The 14845-nt window shown below is 65.3% G+C and carries 14 protein-coding genes; 10 read left to right on the top strand and 4 right to left on the bottom strand.

Annotated elements, in window-relative coordinates; all coding sequences use genetic code 11:
* Nucleotides 1-33: 33 nt before the first annotated feature.
* The 3 genes from LFT44_RS09435 to LFT44_RS09425 form a co-directional block, all read right to left on the bottom strand.
* Nucleotides 34-690, bottom strand: coding sequence for an alpha/beta hydrolase (locus LFT44_RS09435; RefSeq protein ID WP_236802500.1), 657 nt, complete (start codon nucleotides 688-690; stop codon nucleotides 34-36).
* A 186-nt stretch (nucleotides 691-876) separates the two neighbouring features.
* Nucleotides 877-1728, bottom strand: coding sequence for an aminoglycoside phosphotransferase family protein (locus tag LFT44_RS09430; RefSeq protein ID WP_236802498.1), 852 nt, complete (start codon nucleotides 1726-1728; stop codon nucleotides 877-879).
* A 40-nt stretch (nucleotides 1729-1768) separates the two neighbouring features.
* Nucleotides 1769-2641 carry a CPBP family intramembrane glutamic endopeptidase gene (locus LFT44_RS09425; RefSeq protein WP_236802496.1) on the bottom strand — a complete coding sequence of 291 codons (873 nt, stop codon included), beginning with the start codon at nucleotides 2639-2641 and terminating at the stop codon, nucleotides 1769-1771.
* Nucleotides 2642-3026: 385 nt separating this feature from the next.
* Here LFT44_RS09425 and LFT44_RS09420 point away from each other — a divergent pair, with 385 nt between their 5' ends.
* Complete coding sequence (locus LFT44_RS09420; RefSeq protein ID WP_236802845.1) at nucleotides 3027-4100, top strand: glucose 1-dehydrogenase; 1074 nt, start codon at nucleotides 3027-3029, stop codon at nucleotides 4098-4100.
* Nucleotides 4101-4201: 101 nt separating this feature from the next.
* Nucleotides 4202-5059, top strand: a complete 858-nt coding sequence (locus tag LFT44_RS09415; RefSeq protein WP_236802494.1) for an aldose 1-epimerase family protein — start codon at nucleotides 4202-4204, stop codon at nucleotides 5057-5059.
* 104 nt (nucleotides 5060-5163) lie between these two features.
* On the opposite strand, the gene LFT44_RS09410 is transcribed toward LFT44_RS09415, so the two are convergent.
* Entirely contained in the window at nucleotides 5164-5670 is a 507-nt protein-coding gene (locus LFT44_RS09410; RefSeq protein ID WP_236802492.1) for a MarR family winged helix-turn-helix transcriptional regulator, read from the bottom strand.
* A 90-nt stretch (nucleotides 5671-5760) separates the two neighbouring features.
* Here LFT44_RS09410 and LFT44_RS09405 point away from each other — a divergent pair, with 90 nt between their 5' ends.
* The 8 genes from LFT44_RS09405 (at nucleotide 5761) to LFT44_RS09370 (ending at nucleotide 14759) form a co-directional block, all read left to right on the top strand.
* Complete coding sequence (locus tag LFT44_RS09405; RefSeq protein WP_236802490.1) at nucleotides 5761-6228, top strand: hypothetical protein; 468 nt, start codon at nucleotides 5761-5763, stop codon at nucleotides 6226-6228.
* Complete coding sequence (locus LFT44_RS09400) at nucleotides 6225-6869, top strand: gluconate 2-dehydrogenase subunit 3 family protein (RefSeq protein WP_236802488.1); 645 nt, start codon at nucleotides 6225-6227, stop codon at nucleotides 6867-6869. Before LFT44_RS09405 ends, LFT44_RS09400 begins: the two co-directional genes overlap by 4 nt.
* A complete protein-coding gene (locus LFT44_RS09395) occupies nucleotides 6866-8521 on the top strand; it encodes a GMC family oxidoreductase (RefSeq protein WP_236802486.1) in 1656 nt (551 codons plus the stop codon). Before LFT44_RS09400 ends, LFT44_RS09395 begins: the two co-directional genes overlap by 4 nt.
* Nucleotides 8522-8523: 2 nt before the next feature.
* On the top strand, nucleotides 8524-10314 hold the full coding sequence (locus LFT44_RS09390) for a thiamine pyrophosphate-requiring protein (protein ID WP_236802485.1): 1791 nt from the start codon (nucleotides 8524-8526) through the stop codon (nucleotides 10312-10314).
* A gap of 3 nt (nucleotides 10315-10317) precedes the next feature.
* Nucleotides 10318-11424 carry an enolase C-terminal domain-like protein gene (locus tag LFT44_RS09385; protein WP_236802483.1) on the top strand — a complete coding sequence of 369 codons (1107 nt, stop codon included), beginning with the start codon at nucleotides 10318-10320 and terminating at the stop codon, nucleotides 11422-11424.
* Nucleotides 11425-11509: 85 nt separating this feature from the next.
* Nucleotides 11510-12265, top strand: coding sequence for a ZIP family metal transporter (locus LFT44_RS09380; RefSeq protein ID WP_236802482.1), 756 nt, complete (start codon nucleotides 11510-11512; stop codon nucleotides 12263-12265).
* Nucleotides 12266-12286: 21 nt separating this feature from the next.
* Complete coding sequence (locus tag LFT44_RS09375) at nucleotides 12287-12925, top strand: hypothetical protein (RefSeq protein ID WP_236802481.1); 639 nt, start codon at nucleotides 12287-12289, stop codon at nucleotides 12923-12925.
* Nucleotides 12909-14759, top strand: a complete 1851-nt coding sequence (locus LFT44_RS09370; RefSeq protein ID WP_236802478.1) for a glycoside hydrolase family 15 protein — start codon at nucleotides 12909-12911, stop codon at nucleotides 14757-14759. Before LFT44_RS09375 ends, LFT44_RS09370 begins: the two co-directional genes overlap by 17 nt.
* Nucleotides 14760-14845 lie beyond the last annotated feature (86 nt).

Raw genomic sequence — 14845 nt, 5'->3', positions numbered from 1 at the left:
AAGTCCAGGAAAATATTGCTCTTGAGGTGGACTTCAGACGCTCATGATCACCGTGGCGAGATCTGCGGGACGGCTGATGAAAGGTGAGTGGCCCGCCTTAATGGTGACCGATGTGGTGCACCTTTCCGCCATGCGCTCCTGAAGCGCGGGATCCAGTGCTTTGTCACCCTCGCAGAGAACGTAGGTGCTTTCAAGGCTTTGCCACGCCATGCGCTCGGGCATTCCGCGGCCGTGGCCCGGTTGCTGCGGTACCAGCAGCGCCGTTGCCCAGGCGCTGTCGGCGTCAGTGCAGTCGGCATAAAGGGCTTCCCGGGCGAGCCCTGGCTGAATGCTGGTGCTTCCATCGTCGTTGTGCTGCAGTGCGCTGTTGATTGCAGCGCCGGGACCGCCCAGTGAGGCCCCGCTCTCACCCGCCGCGGGCACGAACGCCGCGACGTACACGAGTCGCGAAATTCGTTGCAGGCCGCTGATGACTGATCCCCCGTAGGAGTGACCGACGGCGACGGGCGGGACGTGGCACGCGTCCACCACCTCCTGCACCCCCGCAGTATCCGCGGCCAGCGAGCCCCGATGCAGACGGGGAACATGGACAGTAACAGCCTGCTCCCTTAGGGCCTCCGCGAGCCGGTCAAAGTGGGCGGGCTGGTGCCACAATCCGTGCACAAGTACCACCTCGGCCTGCTGCCCCATGCTCACAGCTTAGGGATACCCCCTGGCTTCCTTGGGCATCTTAACCAGCGTTCCTGGTTTGAAATCGAGCAACTCAACTCCGCCCGGCAGGAAAGGCACTGGACGAAGTGGTTCGCTTCAGAGCTTGGCAGAGCTGGTGGCTATGTTGAGTTGAAGGCCCAAAACCAGCCCCAATCGCAAGCCCGGTCAGTAGTTAGCGAGGGCATCCCGGAGCATGTGGTGACCTTGTTCCTCGAACTCACGGTCACCAACCTGGAACGCCCAGGCAGCGGTGGAGACAGCTTCGCGAAGCTGGGTTATGTTCCAAAGCCTGCTCTCTCGAGGGTCGAAACCGTACCCCTTGAAGAAGGCCTCCTCCAGTTCGGGGCCCGATCGCCATTGCTGCGCGGCCAAGCGGCAGAAATCGCTGAGTGCGGGCCTGAACTCGAACCGTCCGAAGTCGATGATCCTGAGCTCGGTCCCGTTCATGAGCCAGTTACGCGGTTGCCAGTCGCCGTGGGTCGGGACGGCCCTGACCGGTTCCGGCCGGTAGGAGGCGAGGATGTTCCGCGCTTTTTCTGCGGCGGCTTTGTCCATCTGCTGGGGCTTGTCCAGCCAGGCCATGGCTTTGGCGGTGGCTGCATCTTCATACTGCGGGTCCACCCGTACCGCTTGGGCGTGGAAGGCACGCAGTAACTGGCCGGCCTGCAGGTAGGTGTCTGCGTCATATTCAGCGGCTCCTCCTTCGACCGGGGAACCGTCCAGGTATTCCGTCACCAAGAGGTTCAGCCCTCGGCTGGCAGTTACTAAGCTGGGTGCCCTGTCCTTGGAGGCCCAGATGCCGGTGAAGGACCCGTGGGCCGCTATCTCACGGCCGATGTGACGGTTGGCCGGTCCCGCAGCCTTGACCACGTATCTGCGCTCACCGTGCTCCACCTCCAGCACGGTGGTATCTACGAGATTCCACGAAAGATCATTCAGGAGGCGAACGCCGGGAAACCGGCTCTCCACAAAGCCAGCCTGTCCGGCGCTGAGCCGGTTCCGGTGCCAGGATTCCATCCCTGGAGACTACCGGGGCGAGAACAATGCCAGAGCTTTTTCACGCGGGATGCAGTCCCAGCTGATGCCAGGTGAGGTGTTCGTGGTCGGTCAGAGCGACCACTGCGACTCCGATCCAGAGTGCGGCGCTGAGCAGCGAGGCGTGGATCAAGAAGGATGTCCCACTCAGGGACGGCGAGAGGATAGGGAGTGTGCTGGCTGCGTAGCTTGCATGCATCAGAGTTGCCACGAGCAGGCTCCTTGTCCTGTCGTAGACCCATACCATCAGCACCCGGTAGGCCGTCAACGATGCGACGGAGCAGAGGAAGTAGAGCGGCACATAGAGCGCGACCGGAACTTCCCCGTTCGAAGTCCCGGCGGTCCAGAGGATCTGGAACAAATGCCAGGGCCCCCAAAGTGCACCCACGATAAGCCCTGTGGCCAGGACACCGTGGCGTAGCCGCAGCCGCGGGATGGCAAATCCTGTCCAGCCAACTTCTTCGAGCAGGACTGAGACGCCTACTCCAAGGACGGGCAGAAGGAGAGCGATCTTGTCCTCGGCCGTGAGGATCGGCGGCAGGAATATGGGAGAAGCGATCGACAGGACGGAGAGGACCACAGCCGTCAGGACGGGTGCGGTAAGGAGGGCGATGGTGTACCAGCGGCCTGCCACCCGCCACTTAGCCAACCGGGATCCGATCTCACGGAGGCCCGCCTTTCCGGTGAGGAGGCCGGTCAGCAGGAGCCCTGCGATGGCAGGCCCCGTGAGCATGGCCAGGACGGCTGGAAGGAACCGGGGGTCGGTTTGCCAGAAGGCCCGCGCAAAATAGCCGGGCCCTCCCACAATCAGGAAAAGACTCCACGAGATGGCGAACGTAAGAATGTAATAGCTCAGTACTTGATGCCGCCTGACAAAGGCGACGATGACGTTCATTGAAACCTCCTACCCTGAGGACCCTTTGCGGCCTGCCTTCCGCCGAGAAGCCGAAGCCGGGGGGCGCACCGATGCCAGATGCGGCTTGAACCCCTGGTGCTGAAGTTGTTTGCGGGCACATAGCCGGCAGGACCACTGGGACGCGCTCGAGCTCCCGGACACGCTTCCTCTACGCCGAACCAATTTAGCGCTGCACCATAGGCGCCACCAGGGCCGTTCGCCTCCGGGTGGGCCACGCATCTGACCCAGAGGGTAACCAGGCGGAGCAGGTGATGGCATCCTCAGCTGGGGTGCCCGACGGTCGCCCCCGGACGCACAGACCGTTGCGCTAACGCAAATAACGCGGGACACTGGCCAAAGGTATCCATGGCCAAAGGGAGGCATGATGCGCGCGTTGACCGTTACACCTGGAGAAAAGGACTCATTGCACCTGCGGGAGGTTCCAGACCCCGGGACCGGCGAGGGCCAGGTACTGGTGGAGTCCCTGGCCGTGGGCCTGTGCGGAACCGACAGCGAGATCATCGCCGCCGACTACGGGGAAGCACCTCCGGGCCAGGACTACCTGGTGCTGGGCCACGAGAACCTCGGCCGGGTGATCGACGCTTCCCCGGATTCCGGCTTAGCTAAAGGCGACCTGGTGGTGGGAATTGTCCGCAGGCCCGATCCGGAGCCATGCAAGGCCTGCGCCGCCGGGGAATGGGACATGTGCCTCAATGGCAAGTACACCGAGCACGGAATCAAGGGCCTGGATGGTTTCGCGCGGGAACGGTGGCGGGCCGACGCCCAGGCGATGGTGAAACTGGACTCACGTCTGCAGGATGTAGGCGTCCTGCTGGAACCCACCACCATCGTGGCCAAGGCGTGGGAACAAATCAACCGAATCGGGCAGCGGGCATTTTTCGACCCCCACACCGCCGTCGTCACCGGCGCCGGGCCCGTTGGGCTGCTGGCGGCGCTGCTGGGAGTCCAGCAAGGCCTTGACGTGCACGTTTTTGACATCGTCACAGACGGTCCCAAGCCACAGCTCGTCCGCGACCTGGGGGCCACCTACCACAGCGAGCCCCTGCCGGATTCGGGCATCAAACCCAATGTGCTTGTTGAATGCACCGGCGTCACCCCCGTGGTCCTGGACGCACTCAAATGCCGGGCCCAGGACGCCATCACCTGCCTGACGGGCGTTTCCGCAACAGGCAAACAAACAAGGGTGGACGTGGGCGCGCTCAATCGCGAGGAGGTGCTAATGAACGGCGTGGTCTTCGGCAGCGTCAACGCGAACCGACGGCACTACGACGCCGGCGCGGAGGCCCTCGCCAAGGCAGACCTCGAGTGGCTGCGCCGCCTCATCAGCCGCCGGCTACCGTTGGAAAGCTTCGCGGAAGCCTTCAAGCACCAGCCCGACGATGTCAAGGTGGTCCTGGACCTGGAAGCAGGAGCCGACGAGGGGAACGAACGGTCATGAACCGGGAAGGCGGCCCTCAAGGAGCAGGCGCGGACCACCTGTTTCCTTCGGGGCGGCAATACGACATAGCCTTCGATCGCCAAAGCGCCACACTGACCGAAGTGGGCGCTGCATTGCGCATCTACCGCCAGGACGGCCGGGACCTGCTTGACGGATACGGGAAGGAGGACATGTGCACAGGCGCGCGGGGACAGTCGCTCATCCCCTGGCCCAACCGGATCAAAGGTGGCCGCTACGAGTGGGAAGGCAGGCACCTCCAGCTCGACCTCAGCGAGCCGGACAAGGGCGGTGCAATCCACGGGCTGACACGGTGGCGGAACTGGACTGTCCACCGCCATACCGCGGACTCCATTTCGTTCACCTACACCCTGCACGCCTGCCAAGGCTGGCCCTGGGTGCTCGACTGCCACTTGGACTACCAGCTTGGCCATGACGGATTGACTGTCCGCACCACGGCCGTGAACCGCAGTACAGAGCCATGCCCCTTTGGCACAGGAGCGCATCCTTATCTCAGCACCGGAGTGGGCCGCCCCGGTGCTATTGACGCCGGTCTGGTGCAAGTGCCCGGGCGTACCTTCCTGCCAGTGGATCCGCAGGGCATCCCCACCGGGCATGAACGTGTGGACGGCACCGAGTACGACCTGCGGGAACTACAGCAACTGGGAGGGCGGCACATCGATGTTGCCTACACGGATCTACTTCGCGATGCTGACGGGCTGGCTCGGGTGAAACTCCTCCGGCCGGATCGCACCGGAGGGGTTGAGCTGTGGGTGGACGAGACCTATCCGTACCTGGAAATCTTCACCGGCGACACCCTCCCCCAGCCGGACCGCCGACGCAGCGGACTGGGGGTCGAACCCATGACGTGCGCACCCGACGCCTTCAACTCCGGCGAGGGGCTGATCACCCTTGAACCCGGGCAATCCCACACCGCCCAGTGGGGCATCAGGCCGCTCTAAGGAAAGACCGTAAGGAAAAGCCATACGAGCGCAACATCAACCATTGCGCAAACGCAAGTATTGGAGTTCAATGAAAACATGGCTTCTGCGGCGTCAGGATCCGGTCACTTCAGTTCCCGGGCTCCCAATGTAAATCGGCCATCGGAAGTGCCCTGGCCGCCGGCGGCGGCCGCAAAAGCCTCCAGCGCCGCAGCCAGCGCCGGGCGCCGGCCCGATGGCATCCTCGAAATGACCTCTCCAATCGCCTGCCGCCGATGGTCCAGCACCGAATCAACCAAGGCATGTCCTTTCGCCGTCAGCTCGAGCCGGACGTATCGCCGGTCTGCCGGGTCCTCCCGCCGCTCCAACAGGCCCGCAGCCACCAGTCGGTCGCAGATGCGCGTGGCATTGGAGGCATGCACACCCAGTTCAGCGGCGACTCCGCCCAGGTTTTGCGGGCCGCGGGTGTGGATCAGGACCAGGACCCGCAGCTGCGGAGTATTCACCACGTCCTCCACCTCGGCAACAGAGCGGGCAACGACCCCCAGGAGAGTATCGGCGGCACGCATCACCGCCTCGACTTCCCGGGTCGAAGGTTCCTGGACTGATTCAGGTCCACCAGCTGCATCCATGGGCACCAGTTTCCTCCGATAGTTGCTTTCCCGCAAAGTTTGAAGGTTCTACAGGACCGGTACGGACCTGCAGTCCAGGTTAGGAGAATCGTGAGAACACGACAGGCAAAAGATACCGTGGCCGGCACGGTGCACGGGATCGACCGGCTGATCAGGAATGTGCAGACTGGCCGGTTCGAGCGGTCCCTTTCGGCGCTGACGGCGGCAGGCGCCCTGGTGACCGCTGCGGAGATTTTCCTGGAGCATGACAAGGCAAGCTTCGGCAACAAATGGATGTGGGCTCCGGTTGCCCTTGGTCCGTTGGGAGCTGCCGCCGGGGTGGCAGGGGTCTTCAGCCGCCGCATGGCCAAGACGGCGCTGCCGCTGGCCAGCGCAGCCATTGTCGCCAATGGGCTGCAGGGCACCTGGCTGCATTTGCAGGGTATCCGGCAGAAGCCCGGAGGCCTGTCCAACCTGCGCTACAACCTGGAGATGGGCCCGCCACTCTTCGCACCTCTGCTGGTCACCCTGGTGGGCGGCATGGGGTTGCTGGCCTCGGTCCTGAGGAGGGAACCGTGACCGGGCTCCCCCTGCAGAGGGACGACGGCGGCGGACGCTACCCTGGCTTCAGCACCGTCGCCCAGGCGCGGCACTGGGACCCGGCGACGGCCGCCGTCGTGCAGTCCCGGATGGGCATGGCCCCGGACGTCCGCTTCTTCACCCCGGAGGAGGAGGCGGCGGCGCGGGCCCTGTTTGACCAGTTACTGGACCAGCAGGCGGAACCGCGGGTGCCGGTGGTGGTGAACATGGTGGACGCCCGCCTGGCGGAGGAGGAGACCGACGGCTGGCACTACGACAACATGCCGCGGGACGGCGAGGCCTGGCGGGCCTCCCTGGCTGCACTGGACCAGGATGCCATGTCCCGGGAGAACTGTAGCTTCGCCCTGCTCAGTTTGGACGGCCAAGCGAAGCTGCTGCAGGACATCTGCGACCTGGACCGGGACCTGTGGCGTGGGCTGCCGGCGGACCGAGTGTGGAGCCTCTGGACACGTTATGCCTGCACCGCGTTCTACTCCCATCCTCTGGCCTGGGACGAAATCGGCTTCGGCGGGCCGGCCTACCCGCGTGGCTACAAGAACCTCGGCGTGGACCGGCTGGAACCATTTGAAGTGCGCGATGTACGGCCGGAAGCGGATCCCACGCATGGGGCTGACAGATGAGCAACCTGCGGGAACGCAATGAATCCGCCTGGCTGCTGCCCAAGGGCCCCGGCAGCAACCTGGGGCTCAGGGATAACATGCGCCGGTACCGCGACGACGACGAGGTGGACATCGTCATCGTGGGCTGCGGCGCCGGAGGAGCCACGCTCCTACAGCGCCTCGCGCGGGCCGGCTGGCGGGCCGTGGGCCTGGAGGCCGGCCCGTTCTGGGAGCCCGAGCAGGACTGGGTCAGCGATGAGGCCGGCTCCCACCACCTGTACTGGACCGAACCCCGGGTCATCGGCGGCAGCGACCCCGTCCCCTTGGGCTCCAATAATTCCGGCCGGGGCGTGGGCGGTTCGATGGTCCATTTTGCCGGCTACACACCGCGTTTCCATCCCAGCGATTTCCATACCCTCAGCGCTGACGGAGTGGGCGCCGACTGGCCGCTGGAATACGGTGAACTGCGGCCCTACTACGAGGACATTGAGGCCGAACTTCCCGTTTCGGGGGAATACTGGCCTTGGGGCGATCCGCACGGCTACCCCCATCGGCCGCACCCGGTCTCCGGCAACGGCGAGCTGTTCCTGAGGGGCGCAAACGCCTGCGGCGTCACGGCAAAGGTGGGGCCGGTGGCCATCGCGAATGGCCGGTTCGGCAACCGTCCGCACTGCATTTACCGGGGCTTCTGCCTCCAGGGCTGCAAGGTCAACGCCAAGGCTTCACCGCTGATCACGCACGTCCCCGACGCCCTGGCGCATGGCGCCGAAATCCGGCCCGACGCAATGGCCACCAGGATCGTGCTGGACGAACGCACCGGCCTGGCAACCGGCGTCGAGTACGTCCAGGGCGGCATCCGCAGGTTCCAGCGCGCCCGCCTGGTGGCCGTGGCAGGCTATTCGATCGAAACGCCCCGGCTGCTGCTGAACTCCACGTCGGCGCGCTTCCCGCACGGGATGTGCAACGACTTCGACCAGGTGGGCCGGTACCTGATGGTGCAGGGTGCGCCCCAGACCGCTGGACGGTTCCAGGCGGAGGTGCGGATGTGGAAGGCTCCGCCCCCGGAGGTCAGCACCGAGGACTTCTACGAAACAGACCCCGCTAAGCCGTACAAACGAGGCTTCTCCATCCAGTGCGTGTCCCCGCTTCCGATCACCTGGGCGGAGCATGTCGCCGCCCAGGGACACTGGGGCGCGGCTCTCCGCCGGTACATGAGCGACTATCCGCACTGGGCGTGCCTGGGTGCACTCTGCGAATTCCTTCCCCTTGAAGGGAACAGGGTGACCCTCGCGGATGAAACGGACCGCAACGGCATCCCCATCGCTTCCTTCAGCTACAGCCAGTGCGACAACGACCGGCAGCTGATGTCTGCAGCGCAGCAGGTCATGGAGCGGATCCTCACGGCGGCGGGAGCGGAGGAGGTCATCACCATCAACCGCTATGCGCATTTGGTGGGCGGTGCCCGCATGGCCGCCGTCGAGCAGGAAGGAGTGGTGGACCGGAACCTGCGGAGCTTTGCAGTACCAAACCTGCTGGTGACTGACGGCAGCGTCCTGCCCACGCAGGGAAGCGCGAACCCTGCCCTGACCATCATGGCGCTGGCGGCCCGCGCGGCCGGCGTCCTGGTCCAAGGCGCCCGCAGGGGCGTCACGATGAGCATGAAGGAAGACTGATCATGGCAACTACAGTGGCTGACTACCTGCTCTCCCGCCTGGGCGAGTGGGGCGTGGACAAGGTTTTCGGTTTCCCCGGAGACGGCATCAACGGCATCCTGGCCGCCTTCGGCAAGGCGGGCAACCAGCCAAAATTCATCCAGGCCCGGCACGAAGAGATGGCAGCGTTCGAAGCCGTGGGCTATGCCAAGTTCGGTGGCCGTGCCGCCATCTGCATGGCCACCTCCGGCCCCGGCGCAATCCACCTCCTCAACGGGCTGTACGACGCCAAGCTGGACCATGTTCCCGTGGTGGCCATCGTCGGCCAGACGGCACGCAGCGCCATGGGAGGGTCCTACCAGCAGGAAGTCGACCTGCTGACCCTGTTCAAGGACGTCGCCTCGGACTACGTCCAGATGGTTACGGTTCCAGAGCAGCTGCCCAACGTCATCGACCGCGCCATCCGGATCGCGGAGGCGCAGCGGGCTCCTACTGCCGTCATCATCCCCTCCGACGTCCAGGAGCTCGAATACGCGGCACCCACGCACGAATTCAAGATGGTCCCCTCCAGCGTGGGAATCCGCTGGCCGGATATCCAGCCGGACAGTGAGTCAATCCGCGGTGCCGCCCAGCTCCTGAATGAAGGCTCCAAGGTGGCCATCCTCATTGGCCAGGGTGCGCGGGGCGCAGCGGCCGAGGTCCGGGAAGTGGCAGAGCTGCTGGGCGCGGGAGTGGCGAAGGCGCTCCTGGGCAAGGATTCGCTGCCCGATGACCTCCCGTACGTCACGGGTTCCATCGGTCTCCTGGGCACCCGGCCGAGCTACGAGATGATGCGCGACTGCGACACGCTGCTGACGGTGGGCTCCAGTTTTCCCTATACCCAGTTCCTGCCCGAACCCGGCCAGGCCCGCGGGGTGCAGATCGACGTGGACCCGAAGATGATCGGGCTGCGCTACACGAACGAGTTCAACATCGTGGCCGACGCCGGCACCGCATTGCGGGCCCTGATCCCACACCTGGAGCGCAAGCCGGACCGGTCCTGGCAGGAAAACCTGGAATCGTCCATCAGCCGTTGGTGGGAAACCATGCACGATGAGGCCATGGTCAGCGCCGATCCCGTCAATCCCATGCGGCTGTTCGCCGAGCTCTCCACCCGGCTTCCGGCCAACGCCATGCTCAGCGCCGATTCCGGCTCTTCAGCCAACTGGTACGCCCGGCAGCTGAAGTTCCGGGGAGAGGTCCGGGGCTCCTTGTCGGGCAACCTGGCCACCATGGGGCCCGGGGTTCCCTACGCTATCGGTGCCAAGTTTGCCCACCCCGGCCGGCCGGCGATCGCCTTCGCCGGTGACGGTGCCATGCAAATGAACGGGCTCGCCGAGCTGATCACCATCAAGCACTACTGGCACGAATGGGATGATCCCCGCCTGGTGGTGGCCGTCCTGCACAACAACGACCTCAACCAGGTCACCTGGGAAATGCGGGCCATGGGCGGTGTGCCCGCCTTCCGCGAATCCCAGGCGCTCCCGGACGTGGACTACGCCGGGTTCGCCGAAAGCCTGGGCTTGCAGGGTATCCACGTGGACAATCCCGACGACGTCAGACCGGCCTGGGAGAAAGCCCTCGCCGCGGACAGGCCCACACTCCTGGACGTCCGCACCGACCCCGACATTCCGCCCATTCCACCACACGCCACCCTTGAACAGGCGCGGAAGACTGCCGAGGCCATGGTCAAGGGTGATGACAGTGCCTGGGGCGTGGTCAAGGAGGGCGTCAAGACCAAGATCCAGGAATTCCTGCCGCACAAGGAGGGCTGAAGGGTGGGATCCGGGGAGGCCCCCGTCACGGCCCTCAATGCCGCGGTGTACACAGTTCCCACGGATGCGCCGGAAGCGGATGGCACCTTCAGCTGGGACTCCACCACGATGGTGCTGGTGCAGGCCGCGGCTGGCGGGAAGACGGGCCTGGGATGGACGTACGCACCGGCCGCCACAGCGGACCTGGTGGAAGCGCTCCTCGGCCCAGCCGTGCACGGCGTTGACGCCCTGGACGTGCCGGCCGCTGCGGCGGCGATGGCCCGGACGGTGCGCAACCCCGGCAGCACGGGGCTGGCATCCTACGCCGTCTCCGCCGTCGACTGTGCCCTCTGGGACCTGAAGGCCCGCCTCCTGGACCTGCCGCTGCACAAACTCCTCGGCTCGGTCAGGGACAGCGTGGCGGTCTACGGCAGCGGCGGGTTCACCACCTATTCGGAAAAGCAGCTGCGCACCCAGCTGGAAGGCTGGGCCCACGGCCAACGCATCCCGCGCGTGAAGATCAAGATTGGCCAGGACAACGGAAGCAACGTTCCCCGCGACCTGGAGCGCATCCGCCAGGCGCGTTCCGCCGTCGGCCCTGACGTGGAACTGTTTGTCGATGCCAACGGCGCCTATACCGACAAACAGGCTGTCCGCGTCATGCGCGAGGTTGCAGCGGAGAACGTGACGTGGTTCGAGGAGCCCGTCTCAAGCGACCACCTGGCCGGGCTCCGGGTGGTGCGGGACGCGGTGGACGCCGACGTGGCAGCTGGCGAATACGGGACCGGTCTCCCCTACTTCCAACGCCTGTGCGCCGCGGATGCCATCGACTGCCTGCAAGCGGACGTCAGCAGGTGCGGCGGCGTCACCGAGTGGCTGCGCATCGCCGCCGTCGCTGCTGCCCACGGCCTGGAAGTCTCCGGCCACTGCGCGCCCCACCTGAGCGCCGCCGTCGCCGCCGCCACTCCCAACTTCCGCCACTTGGAATGGTTCCACGACCACGTCCGGATCGAGAACCTCTTGTTTGACGGAACGCTCGACCCCGACGGCGGAGTCCTGCAACCTGGCGACGGGCCCGGCAACGGGCTGTCTCTGCGCACGACTGAGGCCGACGAATACCGGGTCCGCTGACATGTTTGACCAACAGGAAAGGACTCGTCCCCGTGAATAACCCGAACCGTGAACAGCAGCACTGCCTTCTGGCCGGTGCCTCGTAATGCCGGCATGGTTGCTGGCCTGGATGTGGGGCACCATCGCCGGCGGGGCTCTGGTGGTCGGCTGCGCCATGGCATGGAAATGGAAGATTCCGTCCAAAGTAGTGTCCTCCGTGATGTCCTTCGGCGCGGGCGTGCTGATCTCAGCCCTCGCCTTCGAGCTGGTGGAAGAAGCAGTCAACGGCGGTGGTCTCTGGCCCACGATCGGGGGCTTCGCCACCGGCGCCGTCGTTTACGTTGCCGCCAACGCCCTGCTGGCCCGCAAAGGCGCCGAGCACCGCAAACGCTCGGGTGGGAAACAGCCGTCGGAGCAGCAAAAACCAGGTAGCGGGACCGCCATCGCCGTCGGGGCGCTGCTGGACGGTATCCCGGAATCGGTGGTCCTCGGCGTCGGACTGGTGACCGCCGGTGCAGTCAGCCCGGCCATGCTGGCCGCCGTCTTCATCTCCAACGTCCCCGAAGGCCTCTCCAGCACGGCCGGCATGAAGAAAGCCGGCCGCAGCGCCAAATATGTCTTCGGAGTCTGGGTGGGCATCGCCGTGCTCTCAGGGATTGCGGCGCTGGTCGGGTTCCTGGTCCTGCAGGACGCCCCTGCCGAAGTCGTCGCCTTCATCACTGCGGTAGCAGCAGGAGCCATCCTGGCCATGCTCGCCGACACGATGATCCCCGAAGCCTTCGAAGAACACCACCTGCTCACCGGCCTCATCGCCGCCGCCGGATTCCTGGCTGCCTTCACTGTCGACCAGGTAGGCGGCTGAAACACGACCGAAAGGACCCCAATGAGTAGCAATCCCGGCAAGGCTGGCCGCGCCAACCCCGAGCCGCTGAACCCAGACCCTACAGGCCAGGACCCCAGTGCCACCGACCCTGGCGCAGATGCCAAACTGCAGCTCCAGCTGGCCATCTTCGACGTCACCAAGGACGCGCAGGGCAAAAGCCTGGACGAGATTCAGGAAAGCCTGCGCTCTGCCTTCGCAGCCCGTGGCGTCGAGGCACCCCCGGGCACCTGGCTGGAGTCGGTAGCCTCCTCGGCCTTCTACGGCGAGCCTTACATCATCGACTTCCCGGCAGCAATCGCGGCAGACGATGCCATGCCGGCCCCTAACAAGAACGTCCGGAAGCGCCTCGCCTTCCGTCGGCAGTTGCGCCAGGAGAAACTCCCGGCCGGAACCTTCCCTCCCCCGGCTGAATGGGAAGTGCCAGCCAACGAAATCACCCACCCCGGCACCGCCGACCACCGCGTCACCGTATCCCGGACCACAGGTGGGAGCCGTATCGTTCTGCTTGCCATAGGGCTGGCAATGGTGGTGCTCGTGGCAATCCGGGCTGCCCGGCGGCCCAGTCGCCTGCTTGGGCCCCTGCCGGCTCAATCATTTACCGGTACGGCCAAGGAGGGCACCCATGTCGGATATCAGTGATTACGCGCTCCTGGGGGACTTGCACACGGCTGCCCTCATCAGTACCAGCGGCTCGATCGACTGGATGTGCCTGCCGAACTTTGACTCCCCGGCCTGCTTCGCTGCCCTGCTGGATACCCCTGCCGCGGGGCGCTGGCTGCTGGCACCCGCCGGGGAAGGACGGTGCACCCGCCGCTGGTACCGCCCGGGAACGCTCATCCTTGAAACCGAGTGGGAAACTTCCCAAGGAAGCGTCAGGGTCACTGACTTCATGCCTGTCCGCGACGACGGCGCCGACGTGGTGCGTGTTGTCGAGGGCCTTCGCGGCAGCGTGCAGATGTACGGGGAATTATGCCTGCGCTTCGATTACGGCCACATCGTTCCCTGGGTGAGGCGCAAAGACCATCGCCTGACCGCCATCGCGGGCCCGGACGCCGCGTACCTCACCACCCCCGCCCCGCTCAAGGGCCGGGACATGCGCACGGTCAGTGACTTCACAGTGCAGGCGGGTGAAAAAGTGCCTTTCGTGCTGCGGTGGGTTCCCAGCAGCAAGCCTGCCCCGCCGGAAACCGACCCGGACAAGGCGTTGGAAACAACGGAGAACTTCTGGCTGAACTGGATCGGCCGCAGCCGGATGGAGGGAAAGTACAAGGATGCGGTTGAACGTTCGTTGATCACCCTCAAGGGGCTTATCTACTCCCCCACGGGTGGCATCGTCGCAGCTCCCACAACTTCCCTGCCGGAAGACCCCGGTGGATCCAGGAACTGGGATTACCGGTTCTGCTGGCTTCGCGACGCGACCCTGACGCTGCAGTCGCTGCTTGCCGGAGGCTACACCGAGGAAGCGGCGGCGTGGCGGGAATGGCTGCTGCGTGCCGTCGCGGGCGACCCCGCCGACCTGCAGATCATGTACGGCATCGACGGCACCCGCCGCCTCCCGGAAACGGAACTGCCGTGGCTTGCAGGGTTCGAAGGTTCCAAACCGGTCAGGATTGGAAACGCCGCCGCACCCCAACTGCAACTGGATGTATGGGGCGAGGTCCTGGACGGGCTCTCCCTGACCCGCGCCGCCTTTCCGGACACTGTCGATGACTCCTGGGACATCCAGGTGGCCCTCATGGAGTACCTGGAGGGAGCCTGGGACCAGCCCGACAACGGGCTATGGGAAATGCGCGGTCCCCGCCGCCACAATACCCATTCAAAAGTCATGTGCTGGGTGGCGGCGGACCGCATGGTCAAGGGCATCAGGCACTCCGGGTTGCCAGGCCCGGAAGACAGCTGGTCCGCGCTGCGCGACACCATCCATAAAGACGTCATGACGCACGGCTTCAACAGCGAGCGCAATACCTTTGTCCAGTCCTACGGAAACAACGAGCTGGACGCGAGCCTCCTTTTGATCCCCCGCGTGGGGTTCCTGCCCCACGACCATCCCCGCGTGATCGGCACTGTCGAGGCCATCCAGCAGCACCTCACCGAAGACGGTTTTGTCCTCCGCTACCGCCCACAGGCGAGCAATGATGGCCTCCCCGGGACCGAAGGGGTCTTCCTCGCCTGCTCCTTCTGGCTGGTTGACGCCCTGCTGGGGATCAACCGGCGAAGCGAGGCCGAGGAACTCTTCGAACGCCTCCTCAGCCTCCGCAATGACGTGGGCCTGCTCAGCGAGGAGTGGGACCCCAAGAACGAGCGGCAACTGGGCAACACCCCGCAGGCCTTCAGCCACTTCCCCCTCATCCACTGCGCTTTGCAGCTCCAGCACGGGCAATCCAGGCAAAGCAACACTCCCCTGGCCAGCCCGGAAGACCGTCACGGGGACCGGGCAGGGGACGGTGGCTCCGTGAACGAACAGACATCCTGATGCCCGCATAGGCATCGGTGCCCTCATGAACCTAGGGCCGGCCTCATGAAGCTAGGGCCGGCCTGCGATGCAGGCCGGCCCTACGG

Source organism: Arthrobacter sp. FW306-05-C (assembly GCF_021801725.1).
Lineage (GTDB): Bacteria > Actinomycetota > Actinomycetes > Actinomycetales > Micrococcaceae > Arthrobacter.
The sequence above is the reverse complement of the archived record's forward strand: the minus strand, read 5'-3'. Positions and strand labels throughout refer to the sequence as shown.